22 protein-coding genes are annotated in these 21,810 nt (G+C 66.3%); 10 read left to right on the top strand and 12 right to left on the bottom strand.

The window, feature by feature from the left end; translation table 11 throughout:
* Positions 1 to 49 precede the first annotated feature (49 nt).
* Genes KB874_RS05260 through argH form a run of 3 tightly spaced genes read right to left on the bottom strand, consistent with a single transcriptional unit; the run spans position 50 to position 1,907 of the window.
* A complete protein-coding gene (locus tag KB874_RS05260; protein WP_212535509.1) occupies positions 50 to 355 on the bottom strand; it encodes a DUF2834 domain-containing protein in 306 nt (101 codons plus the stop codon).
* On the bottom strand, positions 355 to 525 hold the full coding sequence (locus KB874_RS05255) for a hypothetical protein (RefSeq protein WP_212535508.1): 171 nt from the start codon (positions 523 to 525) through the stop codon (positions 355 to 357). The genes KB874_RS05260 and KB874_RS05255 overlap by 1 nt, the downstream gene beginning before the upstream one ends.
* On the bottom strand, positions 522 to 1,907 hold the full coding sequence (argH, locus tag KB874_RS05250; protein ID WP_212535507.1) for an argininosuccinate lyase: 1,386 nt from the start codon (positions 1,905 to 1,907) through the stop codon (positions 522 to 524). Before argH ends, KB874_RS05255 begins: the two co-directional genes overlap by 4 nt.
* Before the next feature lie 21 nt (positions 1,908 to 1,928).
* Between argH and KB874_RS05245 the strand changes: the two genes are divergently transcribed.
* Positions 1,929 to 2,489, top strand: a complete 561-nt coding sequence (locus KB874_RS05245; protein WP_212535506.1) for a TlpA family protein disulfide reductase — start codon at positions 1,929 to 1,931, stop codon at positions 2,487 to 2,489.
* A gap of 62 nt (positions 2,490 to 2,551) precedes the next feature.
* Here KB874_RS05245 and KB874_RS05240 read toward each other — a convergent pair whose 3' ends face one another.
* Positions 2,552 to 2,755, bottom strand: coding sequence for a hypothetical protein (locus KB874_RS05240; protein WP_212535505.1), 204 nt, complete (start codon positions 2,753 to 2,755; stop codon positions 2,552 to 2,554).
* Positions 2,756 to 3,009: 254 nt separating this feature from the next.
* On the opposite strand from KB874_RS05240, the gene KB874_RS05235 reads away from it, so the two are divergent.
* Both KB874_RS05235 and KB874_RS05230 read left to right on the top strand, forming a co-directional pair.
* Positions 3,010 to 3,402: a hypothetical protein gene (locus tag KB874_RS05235; protein WP_212535504.1), complete on the top strand. Its 393-nt coding sequence runs from the start codon at positions 3,010 to 3,012 to the stop codon at positions 3,400 to 3,402.
* Positions 3,399 to 4,328, top strand: a complete 930-nt coding sequence (locus tag KB874_RS05230) for a sterol desaturase family protein (protein ID WP_212535503.1) — start codon at positions 3,399 to 3,401, stop codon at positions 4,326 to 4,328. Before KB874_RS05235 ends, KB874_RS05230 begins: the two co-directional genes overlap by 4 nt.
* 78 nt (positions 4,329 to 4,406) lie before the next feature.
* On the opposite strand, the gene KB874_RS05225 is transcribed toward KB874_RS05230, so the two are convergent.
* Genes KB874_RS05225 through KB874_RS05210 form a run of 4 tightly spaced genes read right to left on the bottom strand, consistent with a single transcriptional unit; the run spans position 4,407 to position 9,059 of the window.
* Complete coding sequence (locus KB874_RS05225; RefSeq protein ID WP_212535502.1) at positions 4,407 to 5,279, bottom strand: dimethyl sulfoxide reductase anchor subunit family protein; 873 nt, start codon at positions 5,277 to 5,279, stop codon at positions 4,407 to 4,409.
* Between the two features lie 59 nt (positions 5,280 to 5,338).
* Entirely contained in the window at positions 5,339 to 6,106 is a 768-nt protein-coding gene (locus KB874_RS05220; protein ID WP_212535501.1) for a 4Fe-4S dicluster domain-containing protein, read from the bottom strand.
* Entirely contained in the window at positions 6,103 to 6,255 is a 153-nt protein-coding gene (locus KB874_RS05215; protein ID WP_212535500.1) for a hypothetical protein, read from the bottom strand. Before KB874_RS05215 ends, KB874_RS05220 begins: the two co-directional genes overlap by 4 nt.
* Entirely contained in the window at positions 6,252 to 9,059 is a 2,808-nt protein-coding gene (locus KB874_RS05210) for a molybdopterin oxidoreductase family protein (RefSeq protein ID WP_212535499.1), read from the bottom strand. The genes KB874_RS05215 and KB874_RS05210 overlap by 4 nt, the downstream gene beginning before the upstream one ends.
* Before the next feature lie 127 nt (positions 9,060 to 9,186).
* Between KB874_RS05210 and KB874_RS05205 the strand changes: the two genes are divergently transcribed.
* Positions 9,187 to 10,056: a phosphate acyltransferase gene (locus KB874_RS05205; RefSeq protein WP_212535498.1), complete on the top strand. Its 870-nt coding sequence runs from the start codon at positions 9,187 to 9,189 to the stop codon at positions 10,054 to 10,056.
* A gap of 39 nt (positions 10,057 to 10,095) precedes the next feature.
* Here KB874_RS05205 and xsc read toward each other — a convergent pair whose 3' ends face one another.
* Positions 10,096 to 11,874 (bottom strand): sulfoacetaldehyde acetyltransferase, encoded by a 1,779-nt coding sequence (gene xsc / locus KB874_RS05200; RefSeq protein ID WP_212535497.1) that lies wholly within the window; start codon positions 11,872 to 11,874, stop codon positions 10,096 to 10,098.
* A gap of 191 nt (positions 11,875 to 12,065) precedes the next feature.
* On the opposite strand from xsc, the gene KB874_RS05195 reads away from it, so the two are divergent.
* Positions 12,066 to 12,644 (top strand): hypothetical protein, encoded by a 579-nt coding sequence (locus KB874_RS05195; RefSeq protein WP_249200282.1) that lies wholly within the window; start codon positions 12,066 to 12,068, stop codon positions 12,642 to 12,644.
* On the opposite strand, the gene KB874_RS05190 is transcribed toward KB874_RS05195, so the two are convergent.
* On the bottom strand, positions 12,645 to 13,805 hold the full coding sequence (locus tag KB874_RS05190) for a glycosyltransferase family 4 protein (protein WP_212535496.1): 1,161 nt from the start codon (positions 13,803 to 13,805) through the stop codon (positions 12,645 to 12,647). It abuts the gene before it with no gap.
* Between the two features lie 163 nt (positions 13,806 to 13,968).
* Here KB874_RS05190 and KB874_RS05185 point away from each other — a divergent pair, with 163 nt between their 5' ends.
* From KB874_RS05185 to serB, 3 genes are all read left to right on the top strand, one after another.
* Positions 13,969 to 15,366, top strand: a complete 1,398-nt coding sequence (locus KB874_RS05185; RefSeq protein WP_212535495.1) for a hypothetical protein — start codon at positions 13,969 to 13,971, stop codon at positions 15,364 to 15,366.
* Positions 15,348 to 16,643 (top strand): glycosyltransferase family 4 protein, encoded by a 1,296-nt coding sequence (locus tag KB874_RS05180; protein ID WP_212535494.1) that lies wholly within the window; start codon positions 15,348 to 15,350, stop codon positions 16,641 to 16,643. Before KB874_RS05185 ends, KB874_RS05180 begins: the two co-directional genes overlap by 19 nt.
* Before the next feature lie 75 nt (positions 16,644 to 16,718).
* Positions 16,719 to 17,588 (top strand): phosphoserine phosphatase SerB, encoded by an 870-nt coding sequence (gene serB / locus KB874_RS05175; protein WP_212535493.1) that lies wholly within the window; start codon positions 16,719 to 16,721, stop codon positions 17,586 to 17,588.
* A gap of 5 nt (positions 17,589 to 17,593) precedes the next feature.
* Here the strand turns inward: serB and KB874_RS05170 are convergent, their stop codons facing one another.
* Entirely contained in the window at positions 17,594 to 18,604 is a 1,011-nt protein-coding gene (locus tag KB874_RS05170) for an asparaginase (RefSeq protein WP_212535492.1), read from the bottom strand.
* Between the two features lie 175 nt (positions 18,605 to 18,779).
* On the opposite strand from KB874_RS05170, the gene KB874_RS05165 reads away from it, so the two are divergent.
* Positions 18,780 to 19,319: an invasion associated locus B family protein gene (locus tag KB874_RS05165; protein WP_212535491.1), complete on the top strand. Its 540-nt coding sequence runs from the start codon at positions 18,780 to 18,782 to the stop codon at positions 19,317 to 19,319.
* Between the two features lie 270 nt (positions 19,320 to 19,589).
* Positions 19,590 to 20,255 (top strand): sugar transferase, encoded by a 666-nt coding sequence (locus tag KB874_RS05160; protein ID WP_249200281.1) that lies wholly within the window; start codon positions 19,590 to 19,592, stop codon positions 20,253 to 20,255.
* 107 nt (positions 20,256 to 20,362) lie between these two features.
* On the opposite strand, the gene KB874_RS05155 is transcribed toward KB874_RS05160, so the two are convergent.
* Positions 20,363 to 21,766, bottom strand: a complete 1,404-nt coding sequence (locus tag KB874_RS05155; RefSeq protein WP_212535489.1) for a polysaccharide biosynthesis/export family protein — start codon at positions 21,764 to 21,766, stop codon at positions 20,363 to 20,365.
* Between the last annotated feature and the right edge of the window lie 44 nt (positions 21,767 to 21,810).

The raw sequence follows: 21,810 nt of genomic DNA, 5'->3' as shown, positions 1-21,810 counted from the left end.
GACAATGCGGCCATGCAAGACCGCGCCGGGGGGCTTGTCAACAGCGCCATCAGGCCGTCCGCGCGCGCAGGAACAGATACAACGGCAGGCCGCAGCTGACCCCGATGCAGAAGGTGGCCGGGATGCCCAGCAGGCCCAGCCAGTTCTTCCGCGGGATCGATTCCGACAGGATCCAGACGGTCAGTGCGATGGCGGCGATCGTCAGGTCCCAGGTGAGGCCCGTGGTGCTGTCGTTGACATACCAGGCGTCGATCAGGGCAGAGAGGCCGCCGGGATTTTCGGCCATGTAGGAGACGAACCAATACATCGGGTGCACCGCACCCCAGGCCGCCAGCGCCAGCCAGACCCAGCGCATCACAGCCGCACCCCCAACCCGAAGGAGCCGCGCTGAACCGTGACAGAGGTCGAGGTGCTGACCCCGTCGCTGCCAACGCCGACCGTGGTCGTCGCGGTCGGGCGGATCGGTTCGCCATCGGCGCCGCAAGCGGCCAGCGCCATCAGGGACAGGATCAATGCAGCTCTCATAGCGCCTCCTTCCAGCGCGCGATCTGTTCGCGCACCCGGTCCGGCGCGGTGCCGCCATAGCTGCGGCGCGACGCGACCGAGTTGTGCACGCCCAGCACATCATAGACCGACGCCGTGATATTGCCATGCACCGCCTGCATCTCGTCCAGCGTCAGGTCAGGCAGGTCGCGCCCGGTCTTCTCGGCCAGCGCCACCAGCGCGCCCGTGACGTGATGCGCCTCGCGGAAGGGCAGGCCGGTCTCGCGCACCAGCCAGTCGGCGAGGTCCGTCGCGGTGGAAAAGCCAGCGGACGCGGCCTTTTCCAGGTTGGCGACATTGGCGGTCATGTCGCGCACCATCCCCTCCATCGCGGCCAGCGCCAGAAGCCAGTTGTCGGCGGCGTCAAAGACCTGTTCCTTGTCTTCCTGCATGTCCTTGGAATAGGCCAGCGGCAGACCCTTCATCACCATCATCAACGCGACATTGGCGCCAAAGATGCGCCCGATCTTGGCGCGGATCAGTTCTGCGGCATCCGGGTTCTTCTTCTGCGGCATGATGCTGGAGCCGGTGCTGAACCGGTCCGACAGCGTGACGAACCGGAACTGGGCCGACGACCAGATCACCAGTTCCTCGGCAAAGCGGCTGAGGTGCATGGCGCTGATGCTGGCGACCGACAGGAACTCCAGCGCGAAATCCCGCGCCGACACGGCATCGAGGCTGTTGGCCATCGGCGCGTCAAAGCCCAGCGCCTGCGCCGTCATGTGCCGGTCGATGGGAAAGCCGGTGCCCGCCAGCGCCGCCGCACCGAGGGGCGACTCGTTCATCCGCTTGCGCGCATCCCGCACCCGGCTCAGGTCGCGCCCGAACATCTCGACATAGGCCATCATGTGATGGCCCCAGGTCACAGGTTGCGCCGTCTGCAAATGGGTGAAGCCCGGCATCACCCACTCGGCCCCGGCCTCGGCCTGCGCCAGCAGCGCATGGATCAGGCGGGTCAGGCTGCCCTCGGCCTCGTCGATCTGGTCGCGCACCCACAGGCGGAAATCGGTGGCCACCTGGTCGTTGCGCGAGCGCCCGGTATGCAGCCGTCCGGCCGGTTCGCCGATCACCGCCTTCAGCCGCGCCTCCACGTTCATGTGGATGTCTTCCAGCGCGGTGGAAAATTCGAACGATCCGCCCTCGATCTCTGACAACACCGTGAGCAATCCTTCCCGGATCGCCTCGGCATCGCTATCACTGATGATACCCGTAGCCGCAAGCATCGCGGCATGGGCCCTTGACCCGGCGATATCCTGCGCCGCCAGCCGCTTGTCGAACCCGATCGAGGCGTTGATCGCCTCCATGATCGCGTCCGGTTGATCGGCAAAGCGGCCGCCCCACATCTGGTTCGAGGTCTTGGACATGGACTTTCCTTCGGAGGGCTTATGAGACAACTTGGCTTGGCGCTGATCTATACCGCCGCGATGGCGCTTGCAAATCCGGCCGTGGCCGATGTCGACGCGGCCAAGGCCGCGCTGGACGGCGACATGCGCAAGCTGGTCTTCCACGCCGAACCGAAACCCGCCGGCACCGCCGATTTCATGACCTTCGACGAACAGCCGCTGAACCTGTCGGACTGGCAGGGCAAGTGGGTGCTGGTGAACTTCTGGGCCACCTGGTGCGCGCCTTGCCGCAAGGAAATGCCGATGCTGGCCGAGTTGCAGACCGAACTCGGCGGCGATGCCTTCGAGGTCGTGACCATCGCGACATCACGCAACCCGCCACCCGCAATGGCCGCCTTCTTCGAGGAAATCGGCGTCACCAACCTGCCGTTGCACCGCGATCCGGGGTCCAAGCTGGCCCGCGAGATGGCTGTGCTGGGCTTGCCGGTGACGGTGATCCTGAACCCAGAGGGGCAGGAGGTCGGCCGCCTGACAGGCGATGCGGATTGGGCCTCGGACAGTGCCAAGGCGGCACTACGGGCGCTGATCGGACCGGGAAGCTGAAAGAAATAGGGGCAGCCCTTTGCAGGCCGCCCCGACGTGACTCAATCGCTGGTAAAAATCCTTTAGGCGGTGCGCAGGTGGTGCCGCGACGGGCGCGGAACAGGCGTGTCGCTTTCGACCTGCGGCGGCATGACCTCGGGCACGGCGTGCACCGGCGCGATGCAGGGCACCTCGCTCGCATTGCCTTCACCAATCGCCAACCCGATCAGATCGGCGGTCAGAGAGACCGGAACGGCCAGGATCAGGGCCAGGATCGCCGTGCGCATGCATTCCTCCGTCCTGCGGGTTCTGTTCCCGCAGTGCCAGATTGGGGCGGAATTGCGGCAGCGCGCAACGCAAACGTCCCATTTCCATGTGACTGGACACGGCCGCTGGATCAATCCGCGATCCTGTCAGCGCGTCGTTCCCGATCCGCGAACAATCAGCGGCGGTCCTGCCACCGTCGCGCCCCCGAATCACGTGACGCCACGGCGCTTTTGACAGGCGCGCGCCACAAGGCATGATGGCACCAGGAGGAGTCATGCCGCTGCAAATCCTGATCACTCTGGTGGTCGCGGGCATCGCCGGAATCGCTGCATTGACCTGGGCACTGGGCATGGCAACCCCGCGCCGCTTTGTCAGCGATTCCGAGGCGATCGCCGCCTTCGCCCGCGAATTCCCCGAAACCCCCGTCCGCGCCGTCACCCGCTGCCGCGACGGGCAGGCCGCGCTGTTGCGCACCGACTCCGGGGTCGCACTGGTCTGGCCGATGGGTGCCGACAGCACCGCGCGCCTGCTCTCTCGCATCCGCGTCGATCGCACCCGCCACGGCCTGACCCTGCACCTCCCCGACTACACCGCGCCCCGCGTCTCGCTGCGTCTTCCGAAAGACGAGGCCGACCGCTGGCAAACCCTGCTGAGGCAAGCGACATGACCGACCAATTGACCTACCCGGACGTGGTGCAACTCGCCGTGCCCCTGTTCATCGCGGCGATCCTGGTCGAGCTGACCTGGATCGTGATCCGCAGGCGCGGCGGCCGGTACGAGACCCGCGACGCGCTGACCTCGCTGATCCTGGGTGCTGGCAACGTGGCCGAGGGGATCCTGCTGGGCTTCGTCGCCTGGGGGTTCTTCATGCTGCTGTGGGACCTGACTCCGCTCGACCTCGGGGCAGGCTGGTGGGTCGTTGCGCTGTGCTTTGTCCTCGATGACCTGCGTTATTACTGGGTGCACCGCTTTGGCCACCGCGTGCGCTGGGTCTGGGCCAGCCACGTGAACCACCATTCCAGCCAGCACTACAACCTGACCACCGCGCTGCGGCAGACCTGGACGGGCACCTTCACCTTCATGATGATCGTCCGCGCGCCCCTGATCCTGCTCGGGTTCCACCCGGCCATGGTGCTGTTCTGCGGCGGGCTGAACCTGATCTACCAGTTCTGGATCCACACCGAGGCGATCGGACGGATGCCGCGCTGGGTCGAGGCGGTGATGAACACACCCAGCCATCACCGCGTCCATCACGGCCGCAACCCGCGTTACCTGGATGCGAACTATGCCGGTGTCTTCATAATCTGGGACAAGCTGTTCGGCACCTTCGTCCCCGAGCAGGATGAGGAAAAGGTCGATTACGGCCTGGTCCACAACCTCGGCACGTTCAACCCGATCCGCGTCGCCTTCCACGAATGGGTCGGCATCTGGCGAGACGTCACGCAACCGGGCATCACGTGGCGCGACCGTCTGATGTATTGCGTCGCACCCCCGGGCTGGAGCCATGACGGCTCGCGCGACACGTCCCAGACGATCAAGGCGAAACACCTCACCCGCCACCCCGAGGATGCGGGCAAGCCGGGTTTCTCCTGAGACCCGGCCCGTTCTTCATCTTGCCGGAAAAACTCCGGGGGAGTCCCGAAGGGACGGGGGCAGCGCCCCCATCCGCCCTCACCGCTTACCGTAATAGAATCCCACCACGTGCTCGGCCTCGGCAAAGAACAGCCAGCGCGCCACGATCACGCCGGCCACATGGCTCAGCACCGCCAATCCCGCCCATGCGTGCCCAAAGGGCAACGCCAGCAGCACGACGGGCAGCACGACCATCAGCCCCATCGCGATAACCCGCAGTTTCTGCGCATGTTTTCGACCCACCACGTGCACCATCTCGCGCATCAGGTAATTCGTTCCGGTATGCGGCGGCTCAAAGGCGCGGACCGTCCCGATCCCGCCCAGTCCGGTCGCACTGGCCATGTCGCTGCCGCTGCGCGCAAGGCGTTCGTCGCCGTCCCGCCACGACCACAGCTGCACAGCGCCCGTGATGGCCAGCAGCACCATCGCCACGCTCACCCGTCCCGACAGCAGCGCACCGCCCGCCAGCGACAGCGTCAGGAACAACAGCGGCGTCGACCAGTGGTGCCAGCGCGGCACTGTGCGCAGCTGGGCGTAGATCATCGACGTTGTGAACACAGTGGCCAGGCACAGCGCGGCCCCCAGCCAGCCCAGCAGGGACAGGCTGAAACCGAACAGCACCACAAGCGCCGCGTGCAGAACCATGACGCTCAGCGCGGCCAGCGCGGTCCAGGCCTCGCGGCTCAGCCAACTTGTCCGCCATTGCGAGAAGGCGCGGATCGCCCGTTCGGGACGACCGAGGTGAAAGGTCGACAGCATAAGCCCGCCCCCCGCCAGGGCAAAGCCGATGGCGAAGAAAACCGCGCCCACCCAGCCTGTCGGCGGTGTCGGGTCGATGCCCAGCCAGAACAGCAGGCCAAGGCCAAGGCCCGACAGGGTGGTAAATGCGATGATGGACGGCGCGGGATGCATGCGTCTTCCCTAGAAGGCGGCGGGCGGAAACCCCGCCCTGCGGTTCGTTTCGGCGGCGGTCACGGGCGGTCTCCGCCCGGCAGGGCGCCCAGCGCGCGGTCGAGCCAGCCGAGAAACCCCTTCGGTTCCTCGGCCACCGGGGCCAGGAAAGGCGCCAGCACGTCGACCTGCCCCTCCCACCCGTCCTTGGGGCGGGGCGGAAGATACTTGTTCACGGGCTTGGTGCCCTGTTCCGGCATCAGGTCGAACCCGCCACGCTCGACCACCAGCCGGCTGACATCGCTGTCCGGGTCGCCCAGGTCGCCGAAATGCCGCGCCCCGGCGGGGCAGGTGCGCACGCAGGCGGGCAGGCGGTCTTCCTCAGGCAGGTTGTCGTTGTAGATCCGGTCTACGCAGAGCGTGCATTTCTTCATCACGCCCTCGGCCGCATCCAGTTCCCGCGCACCATAGGGGCAAGCCCAGGCACACAATCCGCAGCCGATGCAGGCGCTTTCGTTGACCAGCACGATTCCGTCCTCGGCGCGCTTGTAGCTGGCGCCGGTCGGGCAGACGGTGACGCAGGGCGCGTCCTCGCAATGCAGACAGGATTTCGGGAAATGGAACAACTGCGCCGGACCGGTTTCCGGCTGCACTTCGTAAGAGTGCACGCGGTTCAGGAAGGTGCCTGTCGGATCGGCGCCATACGGGTCCTGGTCCGACAGCGGCGCTCCGTAATTCTCGGTGTTCCAGCCCTTGCAGGACACCACGCAGGCATGACAGCCCACGCAGGTGTCGAGGTCGATCACCAGCCCCAGCTTGCGTTCGGTCGAGGCCGGAAGGCTGGTCATGCCAGCGCGCCTTTCGCATGGCCCCAGAGATGCGTCAGCGACTTCTCGGCCTCCGGGTCCCAGGTCAGCACGAACCACAGGAAGGACAGCACCACCGCCAGGAAAAATCCGGCGATGCCCAGAAGGGTGATCTTCATCAGTCGGGTCATGTCTTTGAACTCCATCGCAGGTCTTTCGGCCCCTGACCAACCGGGGACCGGATCGCGTCAAAGGCCGGTTGGCTCTCAGTGGGCGCATCGGTCTTTTCCAGCCGGACGCGCAGGTCGAACCACGCCGCCTGCCCCGTGACGGGGTCGGAATTCGACCAGCGAAGCCCATCGCCCTTGGGCGGCAGCAATTCGTGGATGACGTGGTTCAGCAGGAAACCCTGCGTCGCCTCTGGCGCGCCCTTGTCCAGCGCCCACGCGCCCTTGCGCTTGCCGATGGCGTTCCACGTCCAGACCGTGTCCTCGTTCAGCGCGGCCATATGCGCGGCCGGCACCGTGATCGACCCGTGCGGAGAGGTCACGCGCACCCAGTCACCGTCCTTCAGCCCTAGCCGGTCCCACCATTTCGTCGGCATATACAGCGGGTTCTTCCCGTGGATCTGGCGCAGCCAGGCGTTCTGCGTGCCCCAGCTGTGATACATCGCCATCGGGCGCTGTGTCAGCGCATGGACCGGGAAGCCCTCCGATCCCTCGTCCGACAGCGGCGCATACCAGAGCGGTAGCGGGTCGAGCTGCTGGCGGATGCGCTCACGCAGGTGCTCGGGAGGCTGGAGGTCGCCCTTGCCCTCGGCCGCCAGCTGGAACCGGCGCAGGGGCTCGACATACAGCTGGAACAGGTAGGGAGAGGGCTTGTCCAGCAGGCCCATCGTCACCGCCCAGTCCTGATACGCCTTGTTCCACGGCTTGAAGAAGCGCGCCTCGTCCGGGACATGGGCGGCGAAGAAGCCGCCATTGGCGATATAGCGATCCAGCTGCGCCGGGTTCGGCGCGCCGCGCCCATGCTCGTCGCCATTGCCGCGCCAGCCCGACAGCGGGCCGACGCCCGGCTTGCGCTCGTGCCGGACCATGTAATCGGCGTAATCGGCGTATTTCGGGGCACCATCCTCGTCCACCATCCCCGGCAGGCCCAGCCGCGCGCCAAGGTCAAGCAGCACCGACTGGAACCCGCGCACGTCGCGGTCCGGTTCCACCACCGGCCAGCGGATCGCGTCGGCCATCGCGTCGGGCTCGCAGATCGGGCGGTCGAGCAGGCTGATGCAGTCGTGTCGTTCCAGGTAGGTCGTATCGGGCAGGACCAGGTCGGCATAGGCCACCATCTCGGAGGAATAGGCGTCGGAATAGATGATCCGGGGGATGACGTAATCGCCCCTTTCGTCGGTGTCGGTGAGCATCTTCATCACCGAGGCCGTGTTCATCGACGAGTTCCAGGCCATGTTCGCCATATAAAGGAACAGCGTGTCGATCCTGTAGGGATCGCCCGCATGGGCGTTCGAGATGACCATGTGCATCAGCCCGTGCGCCGACAGCGGGTTCTCCCACGTAAAGGCCTTGTCGATGCGGATCGGCTTGCCGTTGTCCAGCGCCAGGTTCTCCGGCCCCAGCGGATAGCCCAGGTGCGGGCCGTCCAGCGGCTGCCCCGGCGTGGCGGTGAAATGCGGGCGGGGATGCGCTTCGGCCGGTTTGGGATAGGGCGGCTTGAAGCGGAAGCTGCCGGGGCTTTCCACCGCGCCCAGCAGGATTTGCAGCATGTGCAGCGCGCGGGCGGTCTGAAAGCCGTTGGAATGGGCCGAGATCCCGCGCATGGCGTGAAAGGCCACGGGGCGGCCCACCATCGTCTCATGCCGCTCGCTCCGGAAATCGGTCCAGGGCTGGGCGATCTCGATGGCCTCGTCGAAGGCCACGCGCGCAATCTCGGCGGCCAGCGTGCGGATGCGAGCGGCAGGCAGGCCGGTGCGATCGGCCACCGTTTCGGGCGCGTACTCGTCGGACAGGTAACGCGCGGCCATGTGGTGCATGACGCTGCGATGCGTGACGCCCGCGCGGCGCAGGTGGCCGGTCAGGTCCGGATAGATGCCCGGCGCATCAAACGCTGCCAGCTTGCCCGTGTGGCGGTCGATCACGAGCGGCTTGCCGTCCGCGTCGCGCAGGAACAACCCGTGTTCGTCCGACGCCGGGTCGCCATTGACCAGCACCGGCGCGTTCGTCCAGCGCGACAGGTAATCGAGGTCGATCTTCCCGGCCTTCATCAGGCAATGCACGATGGACAGGATGAGCAGGCCGTCGGTTCCGGGCGTGATCCCGACCCAGTCGTCGGCGACGGCGTTGTAACCCGACCGCACCGGGTTCACCCCGATCACCTTTGCGCCGCGCGCCTTCAGCTTGCCGATGCCGATCTTGATCGGGTTGCTGTCGTGGTCCTCGGCCACGCCGAACAGGATGAACAGTTTCGCGCGGTCCCAGTCCGCCGTCCCGAACTCCCAGAAGGCGCCACCCATCGTGTAGATGCCAGCCGTCGCCATGTTGACCGAACAGAACCCGCCATGCGCGGCGAAATTGGGCGTGCCAAAGGCCTGCGCCCACCAGCCGGTGAAGCTTTGCGACTGGTCGCGCCCGGTGAAGAAGGCGAGCTTCTCCGGCGCCGTTTCGCGCAGCGGTTTGAGCCAGGACACGGCAATGTCCAGCGCCTCGTCCCACTCTATTTCGCGGAATTCGCCAGACCCGCGCGGCCCGACCCGCAAGAGCGGCTTGCGCAGGCGCGACGGCGCGTTGTGCTGCATGATCCCCGCGGACCCCTTGGCACAGAGAACGCCCTTGTTGATCGGATGGTCGCGGTTGCCCTCGATATAGGCGACCTTGCCGCCCTTCATGTGCACGTTGATCCCGCAGCGGCAGGCGCACATGTAGCACGTGGTCTTCCGCACCTCGTCCGAGACGGGTGGCGACAGGTCAATCTGCGGCTGGGCCATGCACCCTCCCCGTTGCGCGCGGCGCTGTTGATTTCATTCGTAACGCCGTTTCACCCGGGCGCAACCCTGTGGCGGTTGATCTTGGCGCCTCGCGCTCGCATCCTGCCACCTCGGCAGGAGGCATGGCATGACAGCATTGGAACGGGCGTTCGAGACGGCACGGAAACGGTGCGCGCGCGTCGTGTTTCCCGAGATGGACGACCCCCGTATCGCGCAGGCCTGCGCCCGACTGCGGGCCAAGGGGCTGGCAGATCCGCTGCCGCTCTCCGATCAGACCGAGGCCCAGGTGCAGGCGCTGGTCGCGGCGCGCGGCATAAAGCCCGCGCTGGCCCGTCGGATGCTGGACAAGCCGCTGATCCGCGCCGCTGCGATGGTCGCCGCCGGAGAGGCCGAGGCGATGGTCGCGGGCGTCACCCACCCCACCCGCAGGGTGATCGAGGCGGCGGGCCTGGCCATCGGGCTTGCACCCAGCGTGACGCTGCCCTCGTCCTTCTTCCTGATGGTTTTCCCGGACGGGCGGGAACTGATCTTTGCCGATTGCGCCGTGGTCGTGGACCCGGATGCCGAAGCTCTGGCGGCCATCGCGCGCGCCTCGGCCGCCTCGGCGCGGGCCTTGCTGGGCGAAGCGCGGGTGGCGTTGCTGTCCTTCTCGACCGGCGACAGCGGCGCGGGCGACAGCGTCAATCGGGTGCGCGCGGCGGCTCAGGCCACCGGGTTCACCGGCCCCGTGCAGGGCGACGCCGCCCTGAACCCGGCCATCGCGGCGCGCAAGGGACTGGGGTGGGGCGACGCTAACACCCTGGTCTTCCCCTCGCTCGACGCGGGCAACATCGCCTACAAGCTGGCGCAGGAACTGGCCGGTGCGCAGGCCATCGGCCCGGTTCTGCAAGGTTTCGCGAAACCCGTGTGCGACCTCAGCCGCGGCGCGACGGTCGAGGATATCGTCGCCGCCACCGTTTTGAGCATTGCGATGAGCCGGACGGACCAAGCCACTTGAAAAGGGACCTGCAACTTCCTTTCCAAGGAGTTTGGCCACTCAGACCGCCTGCGGCACCATGTCGGCCGGATCGATCCCGGCGACGACATTGGGCTTCTTCATCGCGTCGCGGCGGAAGGGCTCGCCCAACTCCTGGTTGATCAGCGCCTCGATCAGGGTCGTCTTGCCATGCTTCATCTGGTCCTCGACGGCCTTGGCCAGCGCGTCGCGTAGTTCGTCCATCGTGCGGGCAACGACGCCTTGCAAGCCGCAAGCCCGCGCGATGCCGGCATAGGACACCTGCTCGTCCAGTTCGGTGCCGACGAAATTGTCGTCATACCAAAGGGTCGAGTTCCGCTTTTCCGCGCCCCACTGGTAGTTGCGGAAGACGATCTGCGTCACCGGCGGCCACTCCTTGCGCCCGATGGCGGTCAGTTCCGTGACCGCGATGCCAAAGGCGCCGTCGCCCGCAAAGCCCACAACCGGCACGTCCGGGCAGCCGATCTTGGCGCCTATGATCGCCGGCAGGCCATAGCCGCAGGGGCCGAAAAGGCCCGGCGCCAGGTATTTCCGACCCGCCTCGAAACTGGGATAGGCGTTGCCGATGGCGCAATTGTTGCCGATGTCGGACGAGATGATCGCATCCTTCGGAAGGGCCGACTGGATCGCGCGCCAGGCCATGCGCGGGCTCATCCAGTCGGGCTTGTCCGCGCGGGCGCGCTCGTTCCAGCTGGTGCCCGGATCGTCATCCTCGTGATCCATGCTGGACAGTTGCTGCGCCCAGCGAGATTTCGTCTCGGCGATCTTCGCCTTGCGCGCGGCGCGGCCCTCGTCGCCCGCCGTGCCCGACAACTGGCCAAGGATGCCATGCGCCACCTTGGCCGCGTCGCCCACAATGCCGACGCTGACCTTCTTGGTCAGGCCGATCCGGTCGGGGTTGATATCCACCTGAATGATCTTCGCACCCTTGGGCCAGTAGTCGATACCATAGCCCGGCAGGGTCGAGAACGGGTTGAGCCGCGTGCCAAGGCACAGCACCACGTCCGCATCCCGGATCAGCTCCATCGCCGCCTTGCTGCCGTTATAGCCCAGCGGCCCCGCGAACAGCGGGTGCGAGCCGGGGAAGGCGTCGTTGTGCTGGTAGCCCACGCAGACTGGCGCATCCAGCCGCTCGGCCAGCGCCATGCTGGCCGCAATGCCTCCCTGCGACAGCACCACACCCGCGCCGTTCAGGATGACGGGGTTCTTCGCGGACGACAGCAGCTTCGCCGCCTCGGCGACCGAATTCTCGCCGCCCGAGGGACGTTCAAAGACGATGGGTTCGGGGATCTCGATGTCGATCACCTGGGTCCAGTAATCGCGCGGCATGTTGATCTGTGCCGGCGCGCTGGCCTGCCAGGCCTTGGAGATCACCCGCGTCAGCACCTCGGCCACGCGCGAGGGGTCGCGCACCTCTTCCTGGTAGGCGACCATGTCCTCGAACAGCTTCATCTGTTCGACCTCCTGGAAACCGCCCTGCCCGATGGTCTTGTTCGCCGCCTGCGGCGTGACCAGGAGAAGGGGCGTGTGGTTCCAGTAGGCGGTTTTCACCGCCGTGACGAAATTGGTGATGCCCGGGCCATTCTGCGCGATCATCATGCTCATCTTGCCCGATGCGCGCGTATAGCCATCGGCCATCATCCCGCCTGATCCCTCGTGCGCGCAGTCCCAGAACATGATGCCCGCCTTGGGGAAAAGGTCGGAAATCGGCATGAAGGCCGAGCCGATGATGCCGAAGGCATGCTCGATCCCGTGGCGCTGCAATACTTTGACGAAGGCCTCTTCGGTGGTCATCTTCATGGGCGGAATCCTCTTGCGCGCAGGCGGGGGCCTGCCGGTTCGCAGATGATCCTAGAAGGCCGCGCCGGGTGCGGATAGGGCCAGTGCGGACCCCCGGTTAAGGCCAGATCCGGCAGATGTGACCGCACGTCTCTGGCGCCGCCTCGCGGAACGCGGCATCTTGCGGCAGTCCACGACAACAGGAGCGCCCCATGGCGACAGTCCGATTCGCCCGCGCCGCATGGTCGCTTGTACTTTGCGCGGCGCTGACAGCGGCGAGCGCGCAGGCACAGATGATGACGGGCCACGGGCACGGCATGATGCACGGGCCGGGCGGCATGGGCCATGACGAGGCCGCCATGCCCGGCCTGCGCGGGCTGGACGCGACGCCACAGGAAAGCGCCGAGATGGCGGTGATGTTCCGTCATTTCGACCTGATCGACCGCAGCGTGGAAACCCTGCCCGACGGCATCCGCACCGTGACCAACGCCCGCGATCCCGAGGTGATGGCGGCGCTGGTTGGCCATGTCACCGGCATGATCGCCCGCGTCGAGGAAGGGCGCGATCCGCAGGTCTTCATCCAGTCGCCGACGCTGGACATCTTCTTTGCCCGCGGGGATCGGATCGAGACGCAGATCGACATCTCCGACGCGGGGATCGTCGTCACCCAGACCTCGGACGACCCCGAGTTGGTCGAGGCGCTGCATGTCCACGCCGCCGAAGTGACCGCCATGGCCGAGCGCGGCATGCAGGCCGTGCACGAGATGATGATGAAGCGGGCGGGGAACTGATCAGCCCCGCTTGCGCGCGACCGCCTCTTGCAGCAGGCCCGCGACCTCGGCCCCCCAGGCATCCCAGTTGAGCCGCGTCTCGTATTTCTCGCGGGTCGAGCGGCAGAGCGCGGCGTAGCTGTCAGGTGCCGCGCGATAGCGCTGGATCACTGCGGCGAAATCCTGTGCCTTGGCGTCGGCGGGCAAGAGGTGCCCGTTCACCCCGTCCAGCACCGGCACGCCGCCGACCTTCAGGCAAAGCGAGGGCAGGCCATGCGCCGAAGCCTCGCAAAAGGCGAAGCCATAGGATTCATACGACGGCTGCACCAGGAAATGCGCGCAGCCGAACGTCTTGTTGAACGTCGCCAGCTCGGCGGGCACCGCCTTGTCCAGCTGCGGATGCACGGTCACGTAGGCGTCGCGGTGAAACTCGGGCGGAGTGCAGCCGATCACCGTCAGCCGGGCATCGACGCCCTGCGTTCGCAGCGCCTGCATCGTGGCAAAGGCAAGCGGCCCACCCTTGGCCCACCAGTCGCGCCCGACCAGCAACAGCCGCAGCGGGCCGTCCGGTTCGATGCTGCGCGGGGGCGCGGACGGCACCCGGTCGAGGTTCGCGCCCCAGGGTACGCGCAGCGCCGTTTCAGGCGAAAGGCCATAGCGCGCCTCGGCCCGCATACGCTGCCAATGCGACGGCCACAGGATCAGGTCCGCCCGTCGCAGCGCCTGCCGCTCGCAGCGTTCTACCCACGCGTCCAGCGGCCGGGTCAGGCGAAACCCCTTGCCATGCACCCGTCCCAGTTCAGAGGCCTGGAACACCGTCTGCGTCGTGTCCGAGGTGAAGGCGGTGACCATCCCCTCTGGCGCATCCAGCTTGTGCAACGACCACAGGGAATAGGCACAGAACAGCACGTCATAGCCACCACGAGCCAGTTCGGCCTGCAACCCGTGTGTGATGATCGGCGCCAAGGCCAGGTGCGCCCGCCAGCGCAGGCGCAGGTTGACGGCGTCGGGCATCGCCTCGATCAGGCGCCGTATCGGCTGGGCCGCGTACCAGGTGTTGGGCAGGATCGTGACCTTGCCCGCATGACGGCACAGCGCGTCGTGGATGCGCGCATTTCCGCCGGAATACAGGTTCCGGTCGAGCGGTGAATGATCGCAGAGATAGGCGATCTTCAGTATCATCCGTGTCGTTCCTGTCTGCCTCTCGCGGCGGGTTGCCACCGCATTGCGGCCACAGTTTGACCGCAGCGCGAGGGCGCCACGCTTTCCCTTCATGGCCGCAAAGCCGCCGCGACATTGCCGCAGCGCGATGGTAAACCGCAACTGACAGGAGCCGCGAGGGCCAATGCCCAACCCGATCGCCTTTCTCGCGCTGGCCATCTTTCCGGTGGTCGTGGCCGCCCTTTACGGGCGGCTGACACCAGCGCGCGCGCTGATCTGGTCGTTGCTGCTGGGCTACCTGTTCCTGCCGGAACCGCCCGCGGTCTTTGACCTGCCGCTGATGCCGCCGTTGAACAAGCACAACATCCCCGCGCTGGCTGCCCTGGCGATAGCGCTCTGGCGCTATGGCTACGATGGGCCGATCCTGCCCGACAGCCTGATAGGCAAGGCGCTGGTCCTGACCTTCGTCCTGTCCCCGATCCTGACCGTCATGACCAACGAGGAGGCGGTGTTCTTCGGCCAGATCGGCCTGCCGGGGCTGGGGGTGAAGGATGCGTTGGCGCTGATGGTGCAGCAGTTCCTGCTGATCGTTCCCTTCCTTCTGGCGCGGCAGTTCCTGGCCAGTGCCGACGCGCAGCGCGAGATGCTGCGCGCGCTGATGATCGGCGGCTTGGTATACTCTGTCCTGATGCTGATCGAGGTCCGCCTATCGCCGCAGTTGAACAACTGGATCTACGGGTATTTCCAGCACTATTTCGCCCAATCGATCCGGTTTGGCGGCTATCGCCCGGTGGTCTTCCTGTATCACGGGCTGTGGGTTGCGTTCTTCTGCATGACGGCGGTGGTCGCCACCCTCGCGCTCTGGCGGCAGGCCGAGGCGGGAAACCGGTTCCGCTATCTCGCCGGGGCGGCCTACCTGCTGATGGTGCTGTTCCTGGCGAAATCGCTCGGCGCGATGATCTTTGCCGCACTGCTCGTGCCGGTGGTGGTGCTTCTGGGCAGGCGCATGCAGATCCGCGTGGCGCTGCTGATCGGACTGCTGGCCATCGGCTATCCCGTGCTCAAAGGTGCCGACCTGGTGCCGCAGGATCGGCTGCTGGCGGCTGCGGCCAGCATCGACCCCGAACGCGCCTATTCGCTGCAATTCCGGTTTGACAACGAGAACACGCTGTTGGAACGCGCCTATGAAAAGCCGGTCTTCGGCTGGGGAAGCTGGGGTCGGAACCACATCCTTGACCCGTTTTCGGGCCGCATCCTGACGGTGACGGACGGGCGCTGGATCATCGTGATCGGGGTCTATGGCTGGATCGGCTTCCTTGCGGAATTCGGGCTGCTGGTGCTTCCCATCCTGCTGCTCTGGCGCGAATCCGCGCTAGCACGGGCCGGGACGGTATCGCCGTGGATCGCACCGCTGTCACTGATCCTGGCGGTCAACGTCTTCGACATGCTGCCCAACGCCACGCTGACGCCGCTGACCTGGCTGATCGCGGGGGCGCTGACCGGTTATGCCGAGCAGTTGCGGCGCGAACGGCTGAACCTGCGCCGCGCCGACGCAACGTTGAAATGGAAACCGATCCTGTGAGGCGGCGTGTCCTGGCGATCGCCGAGGCAGCGAACCCCGACTGGGTCAGCGTGCCGCTGGTGGGCTGGTCGCTGGCGCAGGCGCTGCGCGAGGTGTCGGATGTGCATCTGGTCACGCAGGTCCGCAACCGCGATCCCATCCTCCGCGCCGGACTGGTCGAGGGGCGCGACTTCACCGCCATCGACTCCGAGGCTCTGGCCCGCCCGATGTGGAAACTGGCCGAGGCCCTGCGCATGGGCGAAGGCAAAGGCTGGACCATGGTGCAGGCGATCAACGCCCTGTCCTATCCCTGGTTCGAACGGCTGGTCTGGCGGCGTTTCGGCGACGCGATACGAGGCGGGGAATACGACATCGTTCACCGCATCACGCCGCTCTCGCCCACAATTGCTTCGCCGCTGGCCGCACGTTGCGCCAAGGCGGGGGTGCCGTTTGTCCTTGGTCCGCTCAATGGCGGCGTGCCTTGGCCACCGGGTTTCGAGGCAGAGATGCTGGCCGAACGCGAATGGCTGAGCCGCCTGCGGTCTGCCTACAGGCTGCTGCCCGGGCGGGACGCGACGTTGCGCGACGCGGCGGCGATCCTCGTGGGGTCGCGCCACACGGAATCCGAGATCCCGGCGCGGTATCGGGGCAAGACGGTCTACCTGCCCGAGAACGGCATCGACCCGGCGCGGTTCAACCGGGTTGCCGCGCCCTCGGGCATGTTGCGGGCCGGTTTCGTGGGTCGGATGGTGCCCTACAAGGGGCCGGATATGCTTTTGCAGGCCGCCGCCCCGCTGATCCGCGAGGGGGGCCTGCATCTCGATCTGATCGGTGACGGGCCGATGCTGCCCTGGCTCAAGACGCAGGCGCAGACACTGGAGATCAGGCAGGGCGTCACCTTTCACGGCTGGCAGGAACATGGCGCGGTGCAGGACATTCTCTGCCGCTGTCACCTGCTGGCCTTTCCGTCGATCCGCGAATTCGGCGGCGGCGTCGTGCTCGAGGCGATGGCGCTGGGCGTCGTGCCGCTGGTGGTCGACTATGCCGGGCCGGGTGAACTGGTGACGCAAGGGACGGGCCTGAAGGTTCCCTGCGGCAACCGTCAGCAGATCGTCGAGGCTTTCGGGCAAAGGCTGCGCGCACTGGCCGACGATCCCTCGGCCCTGCCCGCGTTGGCGCGGGCCGCGCGGCAGAGGGTGCAGGACCACTTCCTGTGGTCGCGCAAGGCGGGCCAGGTGGCGCGTGTCCATGACTGGGTGCGGTCGGGCGGCGACGGTCCCGCGCCTACGGTCTTCTGACTGCGCAGGCACGCTTTTCCCCGCCCGGTTCCTGCCCTACAAGCCGCGCAACACCCCGGCCAAGGAACCCACCCCATGTTCATCGTTTCTCTTATCGCCAAGCCCGGAACGCTGGATCCCGCGCTGGTGGAGTCCTTGCGCAACGCGATGGGTGGCGGTGAGGCGACATGGCTCTCTCCGGATGAAGCGGCAGAGTTTCCCGTGGCCAGCCAGCCGACGAATTTCGACACGGTGCGCGCCGAGATCGGCGGCTTGGCCGACCTGAACCTGCTTCCCGCCGCGGGCCGCCGCAAGCGGATGCTGCTGGCCGACATGGACAGCACGATGATCCGGCAGGAATGCATCGACGAACTGGCCGACGAGGCCGGGGTCGGCGCGCGGGTCAAGGACATCACCGCCCGCGCGATGAACGGAGAGCTGGATTTCGAGGGCGCGTTGACCGAGCGCGTCGCGCTGCTGCGCGGCCTGCCCGCCGGGGTCATCGACCGCGTTGTCGAGACACGCATCACCCTGATGCCCGGCGGCCCCGAGCTGATCGCCACGATGAAGGCGGCGGGTGGCTATACCGCGCTGGTGTCGGGCGGGTTCACCGCCTTCACCACGCGGGTCGCGGCGATGCTGGGGTTCCACGAAAACCGCGCCAACACGCTGCACATAGCGGATGGCGCACTGACCGGCACCGTGGCACAACCGATCCTCGGGCGCGAGGCCAAGGTGCAGGCGCTGGAGGAAATCACCGCCCGGCTGGGCATCACAGAGGCCGATGTGATCGCGGTGGGCGACGGGGCGAACGATCTAGGCATGTTGAACCGGGCCGGCATGGGTGTGGCGCTGCACGCCAAGCCGTCGGTGCAGGCGCAATGCGACCTGCGGGTGAACCACGGCGACCTCAGCGCGCTGCTGTATCTGCAAGGCTATCCGCGCGCCGAATTCCACCCGGCCTAGGCCGGTCAGACCCCGCCTCCGTCCGCCAGGCCAGACACAGGCCGGATGTCGCCGACCACGATGCCGCGACGGTTGGTCTCGGGCGGGTTGAGAAAGGCTTGCACCTCGGGGTTCGCCGGGTCCAGAACGCCGAGCCGCACGAGGATCGCAGAGATCGCGCATTCGGAGGCCCGCGTCGCCCCGTCCGCGATCTTGAGCGCGATGCCCATGCCGCGCCGGGGCAGGATCGCCACGAAGTAGCCCTCGGCCCCGGTCTTGAGCGCCACGGGTTCCGACGCCGCGCGCATCAGCCGGGTGCAGGCGCGCCCCTCGCCCGCCACCATCTCGGGATGCAGCATCATCGCCTCGACCAGCCGCGCCGCCGCCTGCGAGGCCGTATCGCTGCGCGTGTTCGCACCCGCAAACCACGCCATCGCCCGCGCCATGCCCTGCATCGTGGCGGCAAAGTTCGGCGCCGAGCAGCCGTCGATACCGAAGCCGGGACTGGTCTCTCCGGTCGTCATCTCGAAAGCCTCCAGCGCGGCGCGCTGCACGGGGTGGTCGGGCTCGATGTATTCCGGCCCGGCGCCCAGGTGCCGCGCCAGCGTCAGGAACCCGGCATGCTTGCCGGAACAGTTGTTGTGCAGTTGGCAGGGCGCCTCGTTCGCGCGGATCATCGCGTCGCGCAGGTCATCGTCGCGCGAAACCTGCGGACCGCAGCGCAGCGCATCCTCGCCCATGCCGATCTCGGCCAGCCAGTCGGCCACCGCCTCGACATGAATCGTCGCGCCCTGGTGCGAGGCGCAGGCCAGCGCCAGCCGTCGCCTGTCCAGCCCGACCGCGTCCGCCGCGCCGGAGGTCAGCAGCGGCAGCGCCTGGATCATCTTGGACGAGCTGCGTGGCAAGACGACCGCGGCCGGGTCGCCCCAGGCCTGCACGATTTGTCCAGTACCATCGCAGATCACCGCATGACCGGAATGAACGCTTTCGGCGAAGGGTCCGCGCCAGACCTCGACAAGCGTATCAGGCGATCCCATCACGACACCTCATCTCTGAGCAACTTTCTGCCAACGGGGCTTTCACGCCGCGTTTCTTTCAGGCTATTCTCGCGCCGTCGAGAGAAAAGCGCGCGGTGGCGCTCCTGCGGCGGCGAGCAGCCGGAAAAGACAGGCCTGCCGCCATGTTGAGGCACGGACAGCTGGAGGCTGGAACATGAAATCAGGGCTTGGTCGGGTGGTCGGCGCGTGCGCCTTCGTCCTGTCGCTGGGCGCGGCAACGATCGCGCAGGCGCAACAGGAAAGCACCAATCGCGTCGATGCGATGACCGACTGGTCGGTATTCGAGGGTGACAATCCCCGCGAATGCTGGGCCGTCACCACCTACAAGGAGAGCGTCAACACCAAGGATGGCCGCGTCGTCGCCGTGACGCGGGGCGAGATCCTGCTGATGGTGTTCTTCCGACCCGGGGCCGGCGTCTCGGGCCAGATCGCCTTTACCGGCGGCTATCCTTTCGCCAACGGTTCGACTGTCAATGTCGAGGTCGATGGCACGCAGTTCGAGCTCTATACCGAGGGCGAGTGGGCCTGGCCCGCGACTCCGCAGGACGACGCCAAGATGATCACCTCGATGAAGCGTGGCGCCAATGCAGTCCTGACTGCGGTTTCGGCCCGCGGGACAACAACGAAGGATACCTTCTCGTTGCTCGGGTTTACCGCCGCCTACGAAGAAGCGGAGAGTCGCTGCGCCAGCTGAACAACCGGCGCAGGGCACGGTCGGGCGTCTAGGCCAGCTTTTACGGGTGTTCCGAAACCTGCACTAAACCGCAGCACGACCGATGTGTCACAAGCGTGAACAACCCCAGGTTGTTCGCTGTGCACGACTGACCGGATTTGCGACAAAATTAACCCCAATTTTAGAAAACTGTTGGATTCACAAACCGTTAATTGACTTTAACGATGCGTTAAATATACCCCTGAACCGTGACGCAGCCGTTCTCGCATCATGCTGTCGGGGTGTATCGACTTGTTTGACACAGCTTTTCTGGATTCATCTTCGCTGCCGGGCGTCGCCAAGCGACTGAGAGCCCGCACCGACAGAGGCACTCTGGTTTTCTCCATTTTCAAACGCAGCTTCGATCTGATCGTGGCTGCGTTGCTTCTGCCGGTCATTGGACTGGTCGCATTGCTGCTTCTGATCCTGAACCCGCTCTACAATCCGGGAACCCTGTTCTACGTGCAGAAACGGATGGGCCGCAGCTGCAATCCGTTCCCGGCGATCAAGTTCCGCAGCATGCGGGAAATCGACACGATCCAGCGAAATGCAAATGACTCGCTCGAGAGAGATCGCATCACGCCGCTTGGCGGTTTCATGCGCAAGACCCGGATCGACGAGTTACCGCAGGTCCTGAACGTTCTGAAGGGCGACATGAGCCTGATCGGACCGCGACCCGACTATTATGACCACGCCATCCACTTCCTGTCGGAAATCCCAGGCTATCGCGAGCGTCATGTCGTGCGCCCCGGCATCAGCGGGCTGGCGCAGACAGAGGTCGGCTATGCTGTTGGTGTCGAGGCGACCCGTCGCAAGGTTGCCGCCGACCTGTATTACATCAGCCATTCGAGCGTCCAGTTGGAACTGTGGATCGCTTGGAGAACGCTGAGTGTCGTGGTGCGTGGCGCCGGAGCCTGACAGCCCGACCTGCCAGCCCTCACCCCGACCTGACACAAGGAAAAGGCAGCCGATCCGGCTGCCTTTTCCTTGTGCTCACATATGCTTTATCGCCGCCAGCGGCGCGATCACAGGGCGCTTTCTAGGTTCCGGGTCAGGACCGGGAACAGTTGTTGCAGCGACCGGCCCCACTTGGTGATCGGCTGTTCCTCGATGAAGACCACGTCGTTCGGACGCATCTGCATACGCGTCGCGATCACGATGTTCGCCGCGTTGCTGGCGTCCAGGTGATAGGCCGTCACCGCGCCCATGTGATCCGGGTCGGCGCTGCCGCGCAGCACGTAGATCTGCGACGGGTCGCCGGTGACGGTCTTGAAACCGCCATTCTCATACAGGACATCCGCCAGCGTGGCCTGCCGGTCGAAGGGCAGGGCAAAGCGCGACTGATTGGCCACTTCGCCGCTGAGATAGACATAGTCGCGTTCCACCGCATCCAGGTCCTGTCGGCTGCGGAACAGGCTGCGCCGTTCGTCCAGCGCGGCGCGGCGCATGGAAATCTCGGTGTTCAGCGTGTTCAGCGCCGAACTGCGCGCCGAATTCCGCAGCGAGATCACGTCGATCCGGCTGCGATAGAACTCCAGCGCGCGGTCCAGGTCGTAGGTGGTATCCACGTAAACCGCGTCGCCATTCAGCAGCGTCTTGTTCTGAAGATCCTGGCGCGAGAGATACATCTCGACCGGGATCTGGTACAGCGTCCCGTCCCGGTAGATCCGGATCGTCGCGAATTCCTGATCGCGGGCGTCGATCCCGCCCGCAGCGACGATCACATCCGACAGCGTGAGCCGGTTCAGCGTCAGCGGAACCAGCGCCGACCGCTCGACCGCCCCGCCGACCGCGACCTTCTGCGAGTTGAACTCGGCTACTTCGAGGCTGAAGGAGGGGTCAATCTGGCTTTGCACCAGGACCTGGAACAGCTTGTCCTCGGCCTCGGGGATCGTCAGTCCGGCGATGTCGACCGTGCCGACCTCGGGGATGGCAATCGCGCCGTCGTCGCGCACCGTGTAGCCCTGACGCTGGCTTTGCGCGTTGATCAGGCCCGACAGCTGTTCGATCGTCGTGGCAGAGCCGCGCGTCGCCAACAGCACCACGTCGCCCACCCCGATCCGGTAGGGGCCGGGGTCGATGTCGGGCAGGGGCCGGAACTCGATCTCGCCGGGTGTCTCATTGGGCAGGAAGGGTTCCGCCGGCAGGCCGCCATAGGCCCCGGTCGAACCGCCGCCCGCCGCGGCATAAAACACCTCGGGCAGGCTGCGCGGCGCATAGGCCGACGCGTTGGCCGCCGCGACGGTTTCCGGGGTAAGGGCGACCACGCGGACCGGCGTGACGGAATCGCGCGTCGTGACCTCGGGGCTGAAATAGGTCACGCCGCATCCCGCCGTGGTCAGCATGAGCGAGACCGAAACTGCCTTGAAGGCGAGTTTCGAGAACTGCAACGGCCCCCGTGCCGCGGAGATAGAAAAGGTCTTCTTCATCGTGCCCCCACAAGTCCGAAAGTCGACAAACCCCACCGCAAGGC

It is taken from the genome of Thetidibacter halocola (assembly GCF_018224955.1).
GTDB lineage: Bacteria > Pseudomonadota > Alphaproteobacteria > Rhodobacterales > Rhodobacteraceae > Thetidibacter > Thetidibacter halocola.
This window is presented reverse-complemented; position numbering and strand designations above follow the sequence as displayed.

Excerpts from the sequence above, each read along its gene's own strand:
- KB874_RS05260 (WP_212535509.1), bottom strand. The coding sequence starts at position 355 with ATGCGCTGGGTCTGGCTGGCGCTGGCGGCCTGGGGTGCGGTGCACCCG.
- KB874_RS05255 (WP_212535508.1), bottom strand. The coding sequence starts at position 525 with ATGAGAGCTGCATTGATCCTGTCCCTGATGGCGCTGGCCGCTTGCGGC.
- argH (WP_212535507.1), bottom strand. The coding sequence starts at position 1,907 with ATGTCCAAGACCTCGAACCAGATGTGGGGCGGCCGCTTTGCCGATCAA.
- KB874_RS05245 (WP_212535506.1), top strand. The coding sequence starts at position 1,929 with ATGAGACAACTTGGCTTGGCGCTGATCTATACCGCCGCGATGGCGCTT.
- KB874_RS05240 (WP_212535505.1), bottom strand. The coding sequence starts at position 2,755 with ATGCGCACGGCGATCCTGGCCCTGATCCTGGCCGTTCCGGTCTCTCTG.
- KB874_RS05235 (WP_212535504.1), top strand. The coding sequence starts at position 3,010 with ATGCCGCTGCAAATCCTGATCACTCTGGTGGTCGCGGGCATCGCCGGA.
- KB874_RS05230 (WP_212535503.1), top strand. The coding sequence starts at position 3,399 with ATGACCGACCAATTGACCTACCCGGACGTGGTGCAACTCGCCGTGCCC.
- KB874_RS05225 (WP_212535502.1), bottom strand. The coding sequence starts at position 5,279 with ATGCATCCCGCGCCGTCCATCATCGCATTTACCACCCTGTCGGGCCTT.
- KB874_RS05220 (WP_212535501.1), bottom strand. The coding sequence starts at position 6,106 with ATGACCAGCCTTCCGGCCTCGACCGAACGCAAGCTGGGGCTGGTGATC.
- KB874_RS05215 (WP_212535500.1), bottom strand. The coding sequence starts at position 6,255 with ATGACCCGACTGATGAAGATCACCCTTCTGGGCATCGCCGGATTTTTC.
- KB874_RS05210 (WP_212535499.1), bottom strand. The coding sequence starts at position 9,059 with ATGGCCCAGCCGCAGATTGACCTGTCGCCACCCGTCTCGGACGAGGTG.
- KB874_RS05205 (WP_212535498.1), top strand. The coding sequence starts at position 9,187 with ATGACAGCATTGGAACGGGCGTTCGAGACGGCACGGAAACGGTGCGCG.
- xsc (WP_212535497.1), bottom strand. The coding sequence starts at position 11,874 with ATGAAGATGACCACCGAAGAGGCCTTCGTCAAAGTATTGCAGCGCCAC.
- KB874_RS05195 (WP_249200282.1), top strand. The coding sequence starts at position 12,066 with ATGGCGACAGTCCGATTCGCCCGCGCCGCATGGTCGCTTGTACTTTGC.
- KB874_RS05190 (WP_212535496.1), bottom strand. The coding sequence starts at position 13,805 with ATGATACTGAAGATCGCCTATCTCTGCGATCATTCACCGCTCGACCGG.
- KB874_RS05185 (WP_212535495.1), top strand. The coding sequence starts at position 13,969 with ATGCCCAACCCGATCGCCTTTCTCGCGCTGGCCATCTTTCCGGTGGTC.
- KB874_RS05180 (WP_212535494.1), top strand. The coding sequence starts at position 15,348 with ATGGAAACCGATCCTGTGAGGCGGCGTGTCCTGGCGATCGCCGAGGCA.
- serB (WP_212535493.1), top strand. The coding sequence starts at position 16,719 with ATGTTCATCGTTTCTCTTATCGCCAAGCCCGGAACGCTGGATCCCGCG.
- KB874_RS05170 (WP_212535492.1), bottom strand. The coding sequence starts at position 18,604 with ATGGGATCGCCTGATACGCTTGTCGAGGTCTGGCGCGGACCCTTCGCC.
- KB874_RS05165 (WP_212535491.1), top strand. The coding sequence starts at position 18,780 with ATGAAATCAGGGCTTGGTCGGGTGGTCGGCGCGTGCGCCTTCGTCCTG.
- KB874_RS05155 (WP_212535489.1), bottom strand. The coding sequence starts at position 21,766 with ATGAAGAAGACCTTTTCTATCTCCGCGGCACGGGGGCCGTTGCAGTTC.